Origin of the sequence: Pseudomonas fluvialis, assembly GCF_014207935.1 — a bacterium.
Classification (GTDB): domain Bacteria; phylum Pseudomonadota; class Gammaproteobacteria; order Pseudomonadales; family Pseudomonadaceae; genus Aquipseudomonas; species Aquipseudomonas fluvialis_A.
Map to the genome: position 1 here is coordinate 690,483 of NZ_JACHLL010000002.1, position 15,465 is coordinate 705,947.

General features: G+C 64.2%; 18 protein-coding genes. 10 read left to right on the top strand and 8 right to left on the bottom strand.

Features of this window, described 5'->3' with window-relative positions; genetic code table 11:
• Positions 1–8: 8 nt before the first annotated feature.
• Both hemH and HNP49_RS08315 read right to left on the bottom strand, forming a co-directional pair.
• Positions 9–1,034 carry a ferrochelatase gene (hemH, locus tag HNP49_RS08310; protein WP_184682267.1) on the bottom strand — a complete coding sequence of 342 codons (1,026 nt, stop codon included), beginning with the start codon at positions 1,032–1,034 and terminating at the stop codon, positions 9–11.
• A gap of 13 nt (positions 1,035–1,047) precedes the next feature.
• Complete coding sequence (locus tag HNP49_RS08315) at positions 1,048–1,950, bottom strand: TIGR01777 family oxidoreductase (RefSeq protein ID WP_184682268.1); 903 nt, start codon at positions 1,948–1,950, stop codon at positions 1,048–1,050.
• 186 nt (positions 1,951–2,136) lie between these two features.
• Here HNP49_RS08315 and HNP49_RS08320 point away from each other — a divergent pair, with 186 nt between their 5' ends.
• Together HNP49_RS08320 and HNP49_RS08325 are read left to right on the top strand one after the other, a co-directional pair.
• Positions 2,137–3,120 carry an NAD(P)/FAD-dependent oxidoreductase gene (locus HNP49_RS08320; RefSeq protein ID WP_184682269.1) on the top strand — a complete coding sequence of 328 codons (984 nt, stop codon included), beginning with the start codon at positions 2,137–2,139 and terminating at the stop codon, positions 3,118–3,120.
• Positions 3,117–3,344: a TIGR02450 family Trp-rich protein gene (locus HNP49_RS08325; protein ID WP_184682270.1), complete on the top strand. Its 228-nt coding sequence runs from the start codon at positions 3,117–3,119 to the stop codon at positions 3,342–3,344. The genes HNP49_RS08320 and HNP49_RS08325 overlap by 4 nt, the downstream gene beginning before the upstream one ends.
• Here the strand turns inward: HNP49_RS08325 and HNP49_RS08330 are convergent, their stop codons facing one another.
• The 3 genes from HNP49_RS08330 to purU are packed head-to-tail and all read right to left on the bottom strand — an operon-like array spanning position 3,345 to position 4,846.
• Positions 3,345–3,536 (bottom strand): hypothetical protein, encoded by a 192-nt coding sequence (locus HNP49_RS08330; RefSeq protein ID WP_184682271.1) that lies wholly within the window; start codon positions 3,534–3,536, stop codon positions 3,345–3,347. It abuts the gene before it with no gap.
• On the bottom strand, positions 3,536–3,964 hold the full coding sequence (locus tag HNP49_RS08335) for a CBS domain-containing protein (RefSeq protein WP_184682272.1): 429 nt from the start codon (positions 3,962–3,964) through the stop codon (positions 3,536–3,538). Before HNP49_RS08335 ends, HNP49_RS08330 begins: the two co-directional genes overlap by 1 nt.
• 30 nt (positions 3,965–3,994) lie before the next feature.
• Positions 3,995–4,846 carry a formyltetrahydrofolate deformylase gene (purU, locus tag HNP49_RS08340; protein WP_184682273.1) on the bottom strand — a complete coding sequence of 284 codons (852 nt, stop codon included), beginning with the start codon at positions 4,844–4,846 and terminating at the stop codon, positions 3,995–3,997.
• Positions 4,847–5,099: 253 nt separating this feature from the next.
• On the opposite strand from purU, the gene mvaT reads away from it, so the two are divergent.
• Positions 5,100–5,474, top strand: coding sequence for a histone-like nucleoid-structuring protein MvaT (gene mvaT, locus HNP49_RS08345; RefSeq protein ID WP_184682274.1), 375 nt, complete (start codon positions 5,100–5,102; stop codon positions 5,472–5,474).
• Positions 5,475–5,531: 57 nt separating this feature from the next.
• Here the strand turns inward: mvaT and sbcB are convergent, their stop codons facing one another.
• Entirely contained in the window at positions 5,532–6,953 is a 1,422-nt protein-coding gene (sbcB, locus tag HNP49_RS08350; RefSeq protein ID WP_184682276.1) for an exodeoxyribonuclease I, read from the bottom strand.
• Positions 6,954–7,117: 164 nt separating this feature from the next.
• Between sbcB and HNP49_RS08355 the strand changes: the two genes are divergently transcribed.
• The 7 genes from HNP49_RS08355 (at position 7,118) to HNP49_RS08385 (ending at position 14,934) form a co-directional block, all read left to right on the top strand.
• Positions 7,118–7,882, top strand: a complete 765-nt coding sequence (locus tag HNP49_RS08355; RefSeq protein ID WP_184682278.1) for a hypothetical protein — start codon at positions 7,118–7,120, stop codon at positions 7,880–7,882.
• Between the two features lie 78 nt (positions 7,883–7,960).
• Positions 7,961–8,680, top strand: coding sequence for an RDD family protein (locus HNP49_RS08360; protein WP_184682279.1), 720 nt, complete (start codon positions 7,961–7,963; stop codon positions 8,678–8,680).
• Entirely contained in the window at positions 8,677–9,654 is a 978-nt protein-coding gene (locus tag HNP49_RS08365; protein WP_184682281.1) for a stage II sporulation protein M, read from the top strand. The genes HNP49_RS08360 and HNP49_RS08365 overlap by 4 nt, the downstream gene beginning before the upstream one ends.
• The gene (locus tag HNP49_RS08370) at positions 9,641–11,224 is read left to right on the top strand and encodes a DUF4129 domain-containing protein (RefSeq protein WP_184682282.1); all 1,584 of its coding nucleotides are present in this window, start codon (positions 9,641–9,643) and stop codon (positions 11,222–11,224) included. The genes HNP49_RS08365 and HNP49_RS08370 overlap by 14 nt, the downstream gene beginning before the upstream one ends.
• On the top strand, positions 11,221–12,489 hold the full coding sequence (locus HNP49_RS08375) for a DUF4350 domain-containing protein (protein WP_184682284.1): 1,269 nt from the start codon (positions 11,221–11,223) through the stop codon (positions 12,487–12,489). Before HNP49_RS08370 ends, HNP49_RS08375 begins: the two co-directional genes overlap by 4 nt.
• Positions 12,486–13,595 carry a MoxR family ATPase gene (locus HNP49_RS08380; RefSeq protein ID WP_184682285.1) on the top strand — a complete coding sequence of 370 codons (1,110 nt, stop codon included), beginning with the start codon at positions 12,486–12,488 and terminating at the stop codon, positions 13,593–13,595. The genes HNP49_RS08375 and HNP49_RS08380 overlap by 4 nt, the downstream gene beginning before the upstream one ends.
• Before the next feature lie 7 nt (positions 13,596–13,602).
• On the top strand, positions 13,603–14,934 hold the full coding sequence (locus tag HNP49_RS08385; RefSeq protein ID WP_184682287.1) for a DUF58 domain-containing protein: 1,332 nt from the start codon (positions 13,603–13,605) through the stop codon (positions 14,932–14,934).
• A 25-nt stretch (positions 14,935–14,959) separates the two neighbouring features.
• Here HNP49_RS08385 and HNP49_RS08390 read toward each other — a convergent pair whose 3' ends face one another.
• Together HNP49_RS08390 and HNP49_RS08395 are read right to left on the bottom strand one after the other, a co-directional pair.
• On the bottom strand, positions 14,960–15,220 hold the full coding sequence (locus tag HNP49_RS08390) for a putative signal transducing protein (protein WP_184682289.1): 261 nt from the start codon (positions 15,218–15,220) through the stop codon (positions 14,960–14,962).
• Positions 15,220–15,402 carry a CPXCG motif-containing cysteine-rich protein gene (locus HNP49_RS08395; protein WP_095939576.1) on the bottom strand — a complete coding sequence of 61 codons (183 nt, stop codon included), beginning with the start codon at positions 15,400–15,402 and terminating at the stop codon, positions 15,220–15,222. Before HNP49_RS08395 ends, HNP49_RS08390 begins: the two co-directional genes overlap by 1 nt.
• Positions 15,403–15,465: the final 63 nt, after the last annotated feature.

Genomic DNA, 15,465 nt, shown 5'->3' on the forward strand with positions numbered 1-15,465 from the left:
GCCCGGGCTCAGGCCGGATGAGGGGCTCGCTGGCAGATCGCGGCCAGGGCCCTGACCCAGGATTCATGGGTATTCAGACAGGGCACCAGCACCAGATCCTCACCACCCGCGGCAACGAACTGTTCCTTGCCGCGCTGACCAATCTCTTCCAGGGTCTCGATGCAGTCCGCCACAAACGCCGGACACATCACCAGCAGCTTCTTCACGCCCTGAGCGGCCAGTTCGTCCAGACGCGCCTCGGTATAGGGCTCAATCCACTTGGCCCGGCCCAGGCGTGACTGGAACGCCACCGACCACTGCGCAGGCGTAAGTCCGGCACGTTCGGCAAAACCTTCACTGACGCGGTAGCACTGGGCGCGATAGCAGCTATCCAGCACGGCTCCCGTGGCACGCTGGCAACAGTCGGCACCCTTCAGGCAATGACTGCCCGTGGGGTCGGTCTTGTGCAGATGGCGCTCCGGCAGACCGTGATAGCTCAGCAGCAGGTGATCAAAACCCTGTTGCAGATACGGCCGCGCGCTCTCGGCCAGCGCATCCAGGTACTCCGGCTGGGCATAGAACGGCGCAACGATGGACAGCTGCAGAGGCAGCTGGTGCGCGGCAATCACCCGCTGCGCTTCGGCAATCGCGGTAGTCGTGGTGCTGTCGGCAAACTGCGGGTACAGGGGAGCAAAGGTCACCTGGCGGATACCCTGGGCAGCCAGGCGCTTGAGGCTCGACTCAATGGACGGCTCACCGTAGCGCATCGCCAGCTCCACCGGTCCCTGCGGCCAGTGCGGCTTGATCGCTTCGCACAACTGGCGGCTGAGCACCACCAACGGTGAGCCCTCCTCCCACCAGATCGACTGATAGGCATGGGCCGATGCCGCCGGGCGCTTGATCAGAATCAGCGACACTAGCAGACGGCGCACTGGCCAGGGCAGATCAATGACATAGGGGTCCATCAGGAACTGGTTCAGGTAGCGCCTCACATCGGCCACTTCGGGGGAAGCCGGCGAACCCAGATTGACCAGCAACAACGCCTGTTGAGTCATGCAATTTCCTAATTCAGTTAGGCCCGAGGAGATCATCCAGGGCACTGTCCAGATCGGTAAACGAAAACCTGAAACCCGCTTCCAGCAGACGTCGCGGCACGGCACGCTGGCCGCCCAGCAACAGCACCGACAACTCGCCCAGGCCGACACGCAGCAACAAGCTCGGTAACGGCAGGAAAGCCGGACGACGCAGCACGCGGCCCAGCGCCTGGGCGAAGGCCTTGTTGCGTACCGGCTGCGGCGCGCAGGCATTATAAGGACCGCGCGCCTGAGGATGGTGCAAGAGAAAATCGATCAGGGCTATTTCATCCTGCAGATGAATCCACGGCATCCACTGCCGTCCCGCGCCGATCGGCCCGCCCAGGCCGAGGCGAAACGGCGGCAGCAGGCGCTGCAGAAAGCCGCCATCAGCCGCGAGCACCAGGCCGGTTCGCAGCAATACCACGCGCAGTCCCAGTGTTTCGGCGCGCAGCGCGGTTTCCTCCCAGGCGCCACAGAGCTGACTGGCAAAGTCCTCGCTGACCGGCGAATGCTGCTCATCCAGCTCGCGCTCGCCACCGTCGCCATACCAGCCCACCGCCGAACCCGACAGCAGAACCTGCGGCCGCTGCGGCAACGCCTCCAGCCAGGTCAGCAATTGCTCGGTCAGTTGAATCCGGCTGGCCCACAGCAACGCCTTGCGCTTGCGCGTCCAGGGCCGGTCGGCAATCGGCGCTCCCGCCAGGTTGACCACCGCGTCCGGCACGTCCTGATCCAGCTCATGTAGATCACCAATACCGCGCACTGCACTGCCGCACAGCTCCGGGATCCGTTCAGGCGTGCGACTCCACACCGTCAGACGATGGCCAGTCGCCAGCCAGTGACGGCACAGCGCCCGACCAATCAACCCGCTTCCACCGGTCAGCAAGATATGCATGGCATCCTCCTCGCATGGCGTGAACTGGCACTAGTCTAAGTATTGACGCCCCTGTGCCTCATGCCAGGCGCAACAGCGTCATTACTGAAAGGCAGGCACCTGCACCGCACATTCCTGTACATTAAATACGAATTGTACAGGTAACGTCCAACCAATACGCCTGGACGATTGATTGCGAGGTCAACCATGAACACCCCGATCGCCATCATCGGCACCGGACTCGCCGGGCTCTCTGCGGCCCAGGCCCTGAGTGACGCTGGTTTGTCGGTAACGCTTTTCGACAAGAGTCGCGGCAGTGGCGGACGCATGGCCAGCAAGCGCAGCGAAGCCGGCTCCCTCGACCTGGGCGCACAATACTTCACCGCCCGCGACCGGCGCTTTGCCGAAGCCGTGCAGCAGTGGCGGCAGCATGGCTGGGTCGACAACTGGCACCCCGCACTGTATCAGGCCCGCAACGGGGCGCTCGCCCTGTCCGCCGACGAACAGGAGCGCTGGGTCGCCACACCGCGCATGAGCGCCCTGACCCGCGCCCTGCTCGGCGGCCACCAGGTGCATTTCAGCTGCCGCATCAGCGAGGTATTCCGCGGCGAGCAACACTGGACCCTGCTCGATACCGAAGGCAACAACCACGGTCCTTTCAGCCACGTGATAGTTGCCACGCCGGCACCACAGGCCAGCACCCTGCTCAGCGCCGCGCCCAAGCTGGCGGCCGTCGCGGCCAGTGTACCGATGGAGCCGACCTGGGCTGTGGCGCTCGGCTTTGCCCGGGAGCTGGATACACCGGTACAGGCCTGCTTCGTCGAGGACAGTCCGCTGCAGTGGTTGGCACGCAACAACAGCAAGCCCGGTCGCCAGCACCCGCTGGATTGCTGGGCCCTGCACGCCACCAGCAGCTGGACACGCCAGCATGTCGACAGCAGCAAGGAGGCGGTGATTGATCAACTGCGCGGCGCCTTTGCCGAACTGATCGGCTGCGCCGTTCCCGCCCCCAGCCTGAGTCTCGCCCATCGCTGGCTCTATGCGCGCCCGACTCAGGCCCATGAGTGGGGAGCCCTGGCCGACAGCGATCTGGGGATTTATGCCTGCGGAGACTGGTGCCTGTCCGGCCGGGTCGAAGGCGCCTGGCTGAGCGGCCAGGAGGCCGCACGCAAGTTGCTGGAGCAGCTGTGAAAACGGCAAGAAACCGCTTCAATCCGGAGAAGCTACTGCTCTCCAAATGGACCGCCCGTCAGCCGCAGAACCGTGAAAAGCACTTTCTGGTCAGCGAGCTGCTGCGTAGCGAGGAAGGTGAACTGCTGCAGGTGGAGTTGCAGGCAGTGCTGAGCCGGCGCAGCGAACTGATTGACTGGCGTGATTTGCGCGACAGCGAACGCTGGCAAATCGGCTGGAAGTGATCAGTCCTGCTTCGTCGGTGACTGAACCTGCGCGGGCCCATCCTGAGCTTGTAGTTGCCGCCAGAGTTCAGCCGCCTCGCTGAATTCTGTCCCCGCTTCGGCATCCAGCGCATCCAGATCGTAGCGGCTCAGGCAACCCTCACCGAGGGTAGCAGGCGCCTGCGCGGCGGCCTTGTCCAGAGGGCCGGCCATCAGTACACCACATCCGGCTGATGGCGGTCATGCTCGGAAAACTGACACATCGCCCGCAGCACATCATGCCGGCTGATCTCGCCGACAAAACGGCCATCCTCCAGAACCGGCAGACGGCGGCGATGCTCATGGCTGAACAGTTCGGCCACATCGAGAATGCTGCTTTGCGCCGAAACGGTTTCGACCTCGACCGTCATGCAACTGCCCACCTGCCCTCCCGCTTCCTCGTGATAGAGCCCCGTGAGAATGGCACGCAGACAGTCACCGTCGGACAGATAGCCAAGCAGACCGCCATGCTCGTCCAGCACGGCCAGCCCCGACGTGCGATGCTCGAGCATGCGCTCGACCGCCACGAACACATCCTGATCGGCACGCAGGGTTGGCAGATGGGTCGACATGTAGTCCCGCACCCTGAGCGACTTGAGCATGACGCACCTCCCCAGGCAGACGATCTGGCGTCAGTCGAACACCACCGTCTTGTTGTCGTGCACCAGTACACGATCTTCCAAGTGATAGCGCAGGCCGCGCGACAGCGCCATTTTCTCCACATCCTTGCCCAGGCGCACCATGTCTTCGATGCTGTCGCGGTGGGTCACGCGCACCACGTCCTGCTCAATGATCGGCCCGGCATCCAGCTCGTCGGTGACGTAATGGCAGGTAGCACCAATCAGCTTGACCCCACGCAGCGAGGCTTGGTGATACGGCTTGGCTCCGACGAAGGATGGCAGGAAGCTGTGGTGGATGTTGATCACCCGCTGCGCATAGTCACGGCACAGCGCCGGCGGCAGGATTTGCATGTAGCGCGCCAGCACCACGCAATCGGCGGCATGCTCGCCGATCAGGCGATTGACTTCGTCGAAGGCCGGCTGCTTGTTCTGCGGATCGACCGGGACGTGGAAATAGGGGATGCCGTGCCATTCCACCATGCTGCGCAGGTCGTCATGGTTGGAGATCACGCAGGGAATCTGGCAATCCAGCTCGCCGCTATGCCAGCGGTGCAGCAGGTCCGCCAGGCAATGCGACTCCTTGCTGGCCATCAGCACCACGCGCTTCTGCACCGCCGAATCAGTCACCCGCCACTGCATGGCGAACTCCTTGGCAATGGGAGCAAAGGCCTGGCGGAAACCCTCGAGATCAAACGGCAGCGAGTCGGCACGAATTTCATGACGCATGAAGAACCAGCCACTCTGATTATCCGAGTGGTGACTGGCTTCGGTAATCCAGCCGTTATAAGTGGCGAGAAAGTTACTCACCTTGGCGACAATACCCACGCGATCAGGACAGGCAATCACCAAACGAAAAGTGCGCATGCACAAACTCCAGATTCTTCAGCAAGGCGGCCATTCTAGCCAGCCCCAGGCTTTTGTGCAGCACTGAGCGCAGACAATTCCTCCAATCCTTGTGTGGGAATCTGTCACCAGATGACATCGATTAACTTCTATTAATAAGACATTAACTTCATGTCAGTTCCGGAAAAGTTAAAACAGGGAATTTACATGACACTGAAGCCTGTCTACTATGCATAACACTTGACCACCCTCCATCGAATCATTAGGTGCATACATGTCGCTGATTAATGAATACCGCGCTACCGAAGAAGCCATCAAAGAACTGCAAGAGCGCCTGAAGAACCTGTCGCAAGACGACAAACTGCAGAAAGAACTGGAATTCGAAGGCAAGCTGCGTGGCCTGATGGCCGAATACCAGAAGTCGCTGCGCGACATTATTGCCCTGCTCGATCCAGAATCCCGCAGCAGCAAGGCTCCACGCGCCGCCAAGGCCACCGGCAGCAAGCGTGCCCGCAAGGTCAAGCAATACAAGAACCCCAACACCGGCGAAGTGATTGAAACCAAAGGCGGCAATCACAAGACCCTGAAAGAGTGGAAAGCCAAGTGGGGCAATGACACCGTGGAAGGCTGGATGACCCTGTTGGGTTAATTCACCGCCACAACAAAACGCCAGCCTCTGCTGGCGTTTTTTATGCCTGCCGATAAATCAGGTAGCAACCAACTGACGGGCGTAATCGCGCCACGCCGCCAACAATTGCTGCTGCTCCGGCGTACAGTCCGGCCAGACTTTTTCGACCGTCTGTTCAAATTCGGAAAAGAGCAAGGGCGCCCCTAATTCAGGTTGCCGCAGACGGTCCCGACAGAACTGCTGCCACTGTTCACTCTCTGCAGCACTCAGAGTATGTGGAAAGTTACGCGCCCGATAACGGAACAATAGTTCCGGTAAACGCACATCGCCGAATGGCCAGACTTCGCGGGCCAACTGCTCGGCACTGGCCTGACGCACTCGTTCGCACAACCGGCGATCCCGGTCGCCAATAAAACCGTCATACAGTTGCTGTTCGGGATCTTCACTGGCGGCAAATTCGCTGCCGGCATATACCTGCGGCAACTTGTCCTGCCACAGCGACTGCTGTTCACGCAGTTGGTCACGGCGCTGCTGATAGAGCGGCATATCCAGCCCCAGTCGCTGCTGATCCTGCTCACGCAAGACGGAGAGCGGCGCCAGCACCGGACAACGGTTGATATGCACCAGTTTCAGCGGCACTGGCAACTCCCCGGCCGCCAGATCATCACGCCGGGTATAAAGACGCTGGCGCAACGCCTCGCCATCCAGTTCAAGCAGCGGCGCGGGATCAGCCTGCAGGTCGCAGACGATCAGCGCATTGCGATTGGTCGGATGCCAGGCCAGCGGCAGAACGACCGACAGGTAACTGCGCTCACCAGCAAAACGGCCGGACACATGCACCAGTGGCTCCAATAGGCGAATCTGCTTCTGCACTTCCTGCTTGCTGCGCAGCTTGTAGATGAAGTCATACAGTTTTGGCTGGCGCTCGCGCATCAGTCGCGCCAGAGCAATGGTGGCGCGCACGTCGGACAGCGCATCGTGGGCCTGGCCATGTTCCAGGCCATTGGCCTGGGTCAGCAGCTCCAGACGCAGGCTGACGCGACCATCGACCTGCGGCCACTCGATGCCTTCGGGGCGCAGCGCATAGGCACAACGCAGCAGATTGATCAGATCCCAGCGACTGTTGCCACCCTGCCACTCGCGACCATAGGGATCGTAGAAGTTGCGATAGAGGCTGTAGCGCGTCACCTCATCGTCGAAGCGCAGGCTGTTGTAGCCAGCCGTGCAAGTCCCTGGCACGGCCATCTCGGCATGCAGACGGGCGATGAACTCGGCCTCCGGCAGGCCGCGTTCGGCAATGACCTGCGGACCGATGCCGGTGACCAGACAGGCCTGTGGATGAGGCAGGATGTCCGGAGATAAGCGGCAGTAGAGATTCAGCGGCTCGCCGATTTCATTGAGATTCTCATCGGTACGTATGCCGGCCACCTGCATCGGCCGGTCGCAGCGGGGATTGATCCCGGTGGTTTCAAAGTCGTACCAGAACAGACTTGCAGTCACTGTGGCTCCTTGTGGCCCGAGGCCTGGGCGGCGAGGCGGCAGTCTAGCAGGCCGCCACTCCCCCGCAGAAACCTGACCGGATGCACAAACCCGCGCGCCGTGCTTGCCGCCACTGGCATACCACCACTAGCATGCAGGTCTTCCCTCAACCAAGGACGGTCATCATGAGCGACACCCTCGCGCAAAACCCCTACGCGGCACCCAGCAGCGCCCTGCAGGAACAGCATGGCAATCAGGTACCGAGTATCGAAGAAGCCCTCAGCCGCGGCTACGACTTCAGCATCGGCGGCCTGCTCAGCGAGTCCTGGGGCCTGCTCAAGGGCACCAAGGGCATCATCCTCGGCGGCTTCATCGTCTTCTACATCGCCATGTTCGTCATTGCCTTCGTCCTCGGCATGGGTACTGCCCTGCTCGGCCTGGCCGGCGGGGAAGAAAACATGGGGATGATGATCACCAGCCAGATCGTCAGCACCCTGCTGATCACCGCACTGACCTACCCCTTCATGGCCGGCCTGATGATGATCGGCATTCGCCGCGCCGCAGGCCAGCCACTGAGCTTCAACGAGATTTTCAGCCACTTCGGCCGTGCCGTACCGCTGATCATCACCGCGCTGGTCATGACCCTGCTGGTCTACCTGGGCATGCTTCTGCTGCTCATTCCTGGCATCTACCTGAGCATCGCCTACCTGCTGGCCATCCCGCTGGTGGTCGAACGTGGCCTGTCGCCCTGGCAGGCGCTGGAAGCCTCGCGCAAGGCCATCACCCAGCACTGGTTCAAGGTCTTCGGTCTGTTCTTTGTGCTCATGCTGATCATGCTGCTGAGCATGATCCCGCTGGGCATCGGCCTGATCTGGACCCTGCCACTATTGATCGTGACCATGGGCGTGTTGTACCGCACCATCTTCGGCGTGCTGCCACCGTCCAACTAATGGCCGACGGGCCGCAAGGCCCGCTTGTCCTCCCGCCCGGGGCTGGCTAGCATCGGGTTTTCACCAAAAGCAGTGCCCATGTCACCTTCCCTTCAGCCCTCGCTGCCCACTTCCACGTTGCTGGACAACCGCCACCACGTGGAAACCCCGGAAGGTATCGACCTGCTGCTGCGCCCGGCCGGAGTCATTCCGCGTGCCCTGGCCTTCACCCTCGACCTGTTGATCCGCGGCGCGCTGTTACTGGTGCTCGGCCTGCTGCTCAGCCTGCTGGGTAACCTGGGCAGTGGCCTGCTGCTGATCGTGCTGTTTCTGGTCAACTGGTGGTACATGGTGCTGTTCGAGGTGCTCAATCAGGGGCGCTCGCCCGGCAAGCAGATGCTCGGCCTACGCGTGGTACATGACGATGGCACCCCCATCAGCTGGGGCGCATCGCTGCTGCGCAACCTGCTGCGCTTCGTCGATATGCTGCCGTTTGCCTACTGCCTGGGGCTGATCAGCAGCCTGGCCCACCCGGCGTTCAAACGCCTGGGCGACATCGCCGCCGGCACCCTGGTGGTCTACCGCGAACAGGCCGAACCCCGGCCCAATCTGCCGGATGCCGAACCAGAGCGCCCGCCCATGCGTCTTGATCTGCAGGAACAACGCGCCATCCTGGCCTTTGCCGAACGCGCCGGCAGTCTCTCTCAGGCGCGCCGTGAAGAGCTTGCCGGCCTCCTGGCCGAGCCGTTGCAAGTGCTGCCGGAACAGGCCGAGGCGCGCCTCAACGGCATCGCCCGCGGCCTGCTGGGGGCGTCATGAAACAGCAGCAGTTCGAGCAGCAATGGCAGGATGACTGGGCCCAGTTCGAGCAACGCTTGGTGCAACTGGAGCGGCGCAAGACCGAGGATCAGGGACAGAACAGCTACTGCGCCGAATACCGCCGCCTCTGCCAGCACCTGGCCCTGGCCCAGGAGCGCGGCTACAGCAGCCACCTGATCGAGCGCCTGCAGCAACTGGCCCAGCGCGGTCACCAGCAGCTCTATCGCCAGCGCAGCCAGCTGGGCGGTCAGTTGCTGGCCTTCCTTTTCAGCGGCCTGCCGCAGACCATCCGCCAGCAGTGGCGCAGCATCGCCGTGGCCAGCCTGTTGTTCTACGGCAGCCTGATCGGCATGGGCGTGCTGGTCTATCTGTTCCCCGAACTGGTCTACAGCGTGGTCGACCCGGAACAGGTCGAGCAGATGGAGTCGATGTATGACCCGGAGGCGCGTCGCCTCGGTCACTTCAGTGAACGCAACTCCGGCGATGACTGGCAGATGTTCGGTTTCTACATCATGAACAACATCGGCATTGCCTTTCAGACCTTTGCCAGCGGCCTGTTGTTCGGTCTGGGCAGCCTGTTCTTCCTGTTTTTCAACGGCCTGATGATCGGCGCCGTGGCCGGTCACCTGAGCGAGATCGGCTACGGCTCGACCTTCTGGTCGTTCGTCATCGGCCATGGCGCCTTCGAACTGACCGCCATCACCTTCGCCGGTGCTGCCGGTCTCCAGTTGGGCTGGGCGCTGCTCGCCCCCGGCCGGCACAGCCGCAGCGAAGCCCTGCGTCTGGCCGCCGCCGAAGCGGTGAAGCTGGTCGCCGGGGTGATCCTGTTCCTGCTGATTGCCGCCTTCATCGAGGCCTACTGGTCATCGATGACCTACACCAGCGCCCAGGTCAAACTGGTGGTGGGCGCAGCCCTATGGCTGCTGGTGGCCAGCTACTGCATCTTCGCGGGGCGTCAGCATGCGCCTGACTGAAGCCAGCGTTACCATCCGCCCGCGCAGCGCCTGGGAGGCACTCGACCTCGGCACCCTGCTGGCGCGCCGGCATGCGCCACTGCTGATGGCCAGCTGGGCACTGCTGACCCTGCCGCTGTTCGGGCTGCTCAGCCTGCTGCTGTGGCAGCACCCCAGCTGGGCGCTGTTTCTGTTCTGGTGGCTCAAACCGCTATACGAACGCCTGCCCCTGCACATTCTGTCGCATGCCCTGTTTGGCGACACGCCTGGGCTCAAGGCCAGCCTGCGCGCCCTGCCCCGCCTGCTGCGCCCGCAACTGCTGGCCAGCCTGACTTGGCGCCGTTTCAGCCCGACGCGCAGTTTCGACCTGCCGGTTCTGCAGCTCGAAGGCCTCAGCGGCAAGGCCCGCGGCCAGCGGCTGATCGTCCTCGGTCAGCGCGATGGCAGTGCCGCCACCTGGCTCACGGTGGTCGGCGTGCATATCGAAAGCGCACTGACCCTCGGCCTGCTGGCCCTGCTTTACCTGCTGATTCCGCAGCAGCTGCAGATCGACCTGGACTGGAAACAGCTGATCGCCCCCAACGATGGCGAAGGCCTGTGGCTGGAGCACCTGAGCAACCTGCTCTACGCCCTGGTGCTGGTGGTCTGGGAACCGATCTATGTGGCCTGCGGTTTCACCCTCTATCTCAACCGGCGCACCGCGCTGGAAGCCTGGGACATCGAGCTGGTATTCCGTCGCCTGCGCCAGCGCCTGACCGGCGTAGCCTACGCCCTGCTGCTCGGTTGTGGTCTGCTGCTCAGCCAGCTGCCGCAGTCCGCCATGGCCGCCGAAAGCAGGCAATGCCCGGTGCCGCGCCTGGACAGCTTCGGCCCCAACGCCGAGCGCCTGCTCAATCAGCCACTGACCAGCCAGGCGGCCAATCAGGCCATTACCCACTTGCTCGACCAGCCGCCGTTCAGCCACAGGGAAACCGTCACAGAATGGCGCTTTGGCGAAGAAACGCCGGACAAGCCGAAAAGCGAGGACGACGCCAAGGCCTTTATCGAACTGCTGGAAGCCTTCGCCAAGCTGGTGAAGCTCTGGGACAGCCTGGATACCATCGCCCTGATCTTTGAAGTGCTGCTCTGGTCAGGCCTGCTGCTGATCGTGGCGCTGCTGCTGTGGCGCTACCGTGAATGGCTGCAGACCTTCGCCGGCCGCCTGAATCTGCCCCGCCGTCATCGCGAAGAGGCCCCTACGCAGCTGTTCGGCCTGGAAGTGGCGCCGGAAACCCTGCCGGCGGATGTCGCCAGCAGCGTCGAAGCCCTGTGGGACAGCCAGCCTCGCGAAGCCCTCGGCCTGCTCTACCGTGCCCTGCTGTCACGCCTGCTGCATGAGTTCCGCCTGCCCCTGAAGAGTTCGCACACCGAAGGCGAAGTGCTGCAGCTGATCCAGGGGCTTGAGCAGGATGCCCTCAGCCAGTTCAGCAGCGTGCTGACGCGCCACTGGCAGAACCTGGCCTACGGCCACCGCCTGCCGCCAGCCAAGCTCAAGCCCGCCCTGTGCGACGGCTGGCGCCGCCTGTTCCCGCGCGAGGAGGCTCGCCCATGAGTCGCCGTGCGCTGTTCATCCTCGGCTGCGGTCTGCTGCTTGGCGGTGGCCTGCTGGTCATCTACCTGCTGCAACAGCTGCACCCCTACGACAAGCTGGTCAACCATGGCCCCGCCCCGGAGGCACGGGCCAACCCGTATCTGGCCGCCGAACTGTTCCTCCGCCAGCAGAAGCTGGAGGTGCAGCGCGCCGACGGCCTGGACGAGTTGAAAACCCTGCCCAGCGCCGGCCGCACCTTGCTGCTGCTGGGCAGCCGCAACCGCATGACGCCCGGGCAAAGCAAGCGCGTGCTGGAGTGGACGGCCCAGGGCGGGCACCTGATCTTCGTTGCCGAGGAAATCTGGGACGAAGACAAGCAACGCAGCGGTGACCTGCTGCTCGATCAGCTCGGCATCCAGCAGTTGCTCAGCGAAGACCTCGACCAGCAGGACGCCAGCGAAGACGCCGAAGACGCCGAAGACGCCGAAGACGCCGAAGACGCCGAAGACGCCGAAGACGCCGAACAGGTTATACCGCGCCAGCGCCTGCGCAAGCCGGCCCGCTCGCCGGAGCACGACTACCCACAGCTGACCAAGCTCTACCTGGAGAACGAGAAAGCGCCGGCCTACCTGGACTTCGACACCGACTATCACCTGTACGACAGCCAGAACCGCGCCCACGCCTGGGCCAACAGCGACGGCGCCACGCACATGCTGCAGCTCAGCCACGGCGATGGCCTGGTCACGGTACTGACCGACTCCTGGCTATGGCAGAACGACGAAATCGGCGAGTACGACCACGCCTGGCTGCTCTGGTACCTGACCCAGGACACCGCCGTAACCCTGCTTTACCGCGCCGACCGCGACGACCTGCTCAGCCTGCTGCTGCGCAACTTCCCGCTGGCGCTGGCCACACTGGGCCTGCTGATCCTCTTCGGTCTCTGGCATGTCGGCCTGCGCCACGGCCCACTGGCCGAAGTCGCCAGCCGCAGCCGCCGTCAGCTGGAAGAACACCTGCGCGCCAGCGCCGCCTTCCTGCTCCGCCACCATGGCCAGGCCCACCTGCTGCAAGGCCTGCAACGCGACATTCAACGCCGCGCGCGGCGCCGCCACCCGGGCTTCGAACGCCTGCCGGTGGCCGAACAATGGCGCGTGCTGGGACAACTGACCCGCCTGCCCGCCAGCGCCGTGGCCAAGGCCATGCGCCCGGCACAGCCGACAAAACGCTCCGCCAGTGAATTCACCCGCCAGGTCGCGCACCTGCAAACCCTCAGGAATGCCCTATGAGCGAAGATATCCAGCCACAACCAGCCGCCGAAGAGCCCGTTGCCACGCCGGTAGCCGACAGCACCGACACGGCGGCTCCCGCCGCTTCGCCAGCACCAGCGCCGGCAGCCCAGGCGGCCCCGGCAGCGGCGGTCAGCGCCGGCAACGCCCAGCGCCAGCGCGCCAGCCAGTTGGCCCAGGCCCTGCGCCTGGAGCTGAAGAAAGCGGTGGTCGGTCAGAGCGCCGTGATCGACGATGTACTCACCGCCCTGCTGGCCGGCGGCCATGTGCTCCTCGAAGGCGTTCCCGGACTGGGCAAGACCCTGCTGGTCCGTGCCCTGGCCAAGTGCTTTGGCGGCGAGTTCGCGCGCATCCAGTTCACCCCCGACCTGATGCCCAGCGACGTCACCGGTCATGCCGTGTACGACCTGGCCAGCGAGCAGTTCAAACTGCGCAAGGGCCCGGTGTTCACCCACCTGCTGCTGGCCGACGAGATCAACCGTGCTCCGGCCAAGACCCAGGCCGCCCTGCTGGAAGTGATGCAGGAACGCCAGGTCACCCTCGAAGGTCGCCCGCTGCCGGTGCCGCAACCCTTCCTGGTACTGGCAACACAGAACCCCATCGAGCAGGAAGGCACCTACCCGCTGCCGGAAGCCGAACTCGACCGTTTCATGCTCAAGCTGCGCATGGACTACCCGGAAGCCGACGAAGAACTGGAGCTGGTGCGTCAGGTCACCCGCTCGGCCAAGGCCGATATGCTGGAGGTGGCCAGCCTGCGCACCCTGCTGCAGCCACGCGACGTGCTGGCCCTGCAGAAGATCGCCAGTGAACTGGCCTGCGACCAGCAGGTGCTCGATTACGCCGTGCGTCTGGCCCGTGCCACCCGCACCTGGCCGGGCCTAGCCCTCGGTGCCGGGCCGCGCGCCTCCATCGCACTGGTGCGTGGTGCCCGCGCCCGCGCCCTGCTGCGCGGCGGCGACTTCGTCATTCCGGATGACGTCAAGGCCTGCGCCCTGGCCGTGCTGCGCCATCGCGTGCGCCTGGCACCGGAGCTGGATATCGAAGGCCTGTCGGTGGATCAGGTGCTGCAGCAGCTGATCGAACAGATTCCGGCACCGCGGATGTAAGCCCCGGATGAAACCCTCGCGTCTGCTGCTCGCCCTGCTCGCCACCCTGCTCGCCCTGGCCATCGGCCTTGGCACCCTGGAGGCACTGGCCATTGGCTACCCGCGCCAGCTGCGCGCCCTGAGCTGGGGCCTGCTGCTGTGCCTGCTGGTGATTGCCGCCGTGGACGCCCTGTGGCTGCGCCGCCTGCCGACTCCCGAGCTGCAGCGCCAGCTGCCGGGCAATCTGCCGCTGGGCCGCTGGAGCGAGGTGCGTCTGACCCTGCACCACCGCTTCGAGCGCCCGCTGGCCATCGAGCTGTTCGATCATGTGCCGGCCGGCATGCAGTTCGATGCCCTGCCGCAACGCATTGCCCTGCACCCGGGCGAGCACACCGAGTGCGGCTATCGCCTGCGCCCAACCCGCCGAGGCCATTTCCTGTTCCAGCGCTGCGAGCTGCTGCTGCCCAGCCCGCTAGGCCTGTGGCAGGCCCGCCGTTACCTGCCAGCGACGGGAGAAACCCGCGTCTATCCGGACTTTGCCCGTGTCTACGGCGGCCAGCTGATGGCGGTGGACGACTGGCTCAGCCAGCTCGGTGTGCGCCAGCGACCACGCCGCGGCCTGGGCCTGGAGTTTCACCAGCTGCGCGAATTCCGTGATGGCGACACCCTGCGCCAGATCGACTGGAAGGCCACCGCGCGCAAGCGCACACCGATCGCCCGCGAGTACCAGGACGAGCGGGACCAGCAGATTATCTTCCTGCTCGACTGCGGCCGGCGCATGCGCAGCCAGGATGGCGATCTGGCCCACTTCGACCACGCCCTTAACGCCTGCCTGCTGCTGGCTTACGTCGCCCTGCGCCAGGGCGATGCGGTGGGTCTGGCGACCTTCGCCAGCGACCAGCCACGCTTTATCGCCCCGGCCAAGGGCCAGGCCCAGATCGGCCACCTGCTCAACGGTGTGTACGACCTGCAGAGCACCCAGCGCCCGGCCGACTATGCCGCCGCCGTCGACCAGTTGCTGGCCCGGCAGCACCGCCGCGCCCTCGTGGTGCTGGTGACCAACCTGCGCGACGAGGATGACAGCGAACTGCTCGGTGCCTGCAAGCGCATCGCCCGACAGCACCGCCTGCTGATCACCAGCCTGCGCGAGGAAGTACTCGACCGGCTGCGCCAGCAACCGGTACAGAATTATCAGGATGCCATCGGCTACTGCGGCACCCTCGACTACCTGCAGGCCCGCGACGCCCTGCACGAACGTCTGCAGGCGCACAATCTGCCGGTGCTCGATGCCCGCCCCGGAGAGCTGGGGCCGCAGCTGGTGAGCCAGTATCTGGCGTGGAAAAAAGCCGGCGTCCTGTAACGCTCAACCGGCGACAACAGCAGCCTCAGCAGATCAGCACATCCGGCCCCTGCAGCGGCACCTCGCCGGGCAGGGGCGAGGCGCTGTTGTAGCTGGCAATCAGTTGCCGTGCCCGCTCGGCCTCGGCATCAGCCACCAGCAGCCCGAGCAGACCGCCCACCGGCAGCTCGCCGACCGCACCGAGCAGATCGCGCCCGACCAGATGCACCTCGACGCCCTCACTACCCAGCATGGCGCACAGCAGCTCGGCTTCCAGCAGATCCTGCGGCTCGTAAATACGCTGCATCAGTCATCCTCCCGGCGTACCTGCAGCTGCCAGCTCTGGCCGTCGGTCCACAGCTGGAACAGAATCGGCCGGCAGCACACCGGACAGTCCTCGTAGTAGCACTGTTCACCGGCGGACAGATCCAGCAGCGCCTCGACCTGCTCACCGCAATAGGGACACTGATAGCACTCTGTTTCCAGCATCATAGCCTCCGCGAATCCCCCGCCACCGCGACAAAACGCCAACCGATTCAGGTGTGACTTGCG

Excerpts from the sequence above, each read along its gene's own strand:
- hemH (WP_184682267.1), bottom strand. The coding sequence starts at position 1,034 with ATGACTCAACAGGCGTTGTTGCTGGTCAATCTGGGTTCGCCGGCTTCC.
- HNP49_RS08315 (WP_184682268.1), bottom strand. The coding sequence starts at position 1,950 with ATGCATATCTTGCTGACCGGTGGAAGCGGGTTGATTGGTCGGGCGCTG.
- HNP49_RS08320 (WP_184682269.1), top strand. The coding sequence starts at position 2,137 with ATGAACACCCCGATCGCCATCATCGGCACCGGACTCGCCGGGCTCTCT.
- HNP49_RS08330 (WP_184682271.1), bottom strand. The coding sequence starts at position 3,536 with ATGGCCGGCCCTCTGGACAAGGCCGCCGCGCAGGCGCCTGCTACCCTC.
- HNP49_RS08335 (WP_184682272.1), bottom strand. The coding sequence starts at position 3,964 with ATGCTCAAGTCGCTCAGGGTGCGGGACTACATGTCGACCCATCTGCCA.
- purU (WP_184682273.1), bottom strand. The coding sequence starts at position 4,846 with ATGCGCACTTTTCGTTTGGTGATTGCCTGTCCTGATCGCGTGGGTATT.
- mvaT (WP_184682274.1), top strand. The coding sequence starts at position 5,100 with ATGTCGCTGATTAATGAATACCGCGCTACCGAAGAAGCCATCAAAGAA.
- HNP49_RS08355 (WP_184682278.1), top strand. The coding sequence starts at position 7,118 with ATGAGCGACACCCTCGCGCAAAACCCCTACGCGGCACCCAGCAGCGCC.
- HNP49_RS08360 (WP_184682279.1), top strand. The coding sequence starts at position 7,961 with ATGTCACCTTCCCTTCAGCCCTCGCTGCCCACTTCCACGTTGCTGGAC.
- HNP49_RS08365 (WP_184682281.1), top strand. The coding sequence starts at position 8,677 with ATGAAACAGCAGCAGTTCGAGCAGCAATGGCAGGATGACTGGGCCCAG.
- HNP49_RS08370 (WP_184682282.1), top strand. The coding sequence starts at position 9,641 with ATGCGCCTGACTGAAGCCAGCGTTACCATCCGCCCGCGCAGCGCCTGG.
- HNP49_RS08375 (WP_184682284.1), top strand. The coding sequence starts at position 11,221 with ATGAGTCGCCGTGCGCTGTTCATCCTCGGCTGCGGTCTGCTGCTTGGC.
- HNP49_RS08380 (WP_184682285.1), top strand. The coding sequence starts at position 12,486 with ATGAGCGAAGATATCCAGCCACAACCAGCCGCCGAAGAGCCCGTTGCC.
- HNP49_RS08385 (WP_184682287.1), top strand. The coding sequence starts at position 13,603 with ATGAAACCCTCGCGTCTGCTGCTCGCCCTGCTCGCCACCCTGCTCGCC.
- HNP49_RS08390 (WP_184682289.1), bottom strand. The coding sequence starts at position 15,220 with ATGCAGCGTATTTACGAGCCGCAGGATCTGCTGGAAGCCGAGCTGCTG.
- HNP49_RS08395 (WP_095939576.1), bottom strand. The coding sequence starts at position 15,402 with ATGCTGGAAACAGAGTGCTATCAGTGTCCCTATTGCGGTGAGCAGGTC.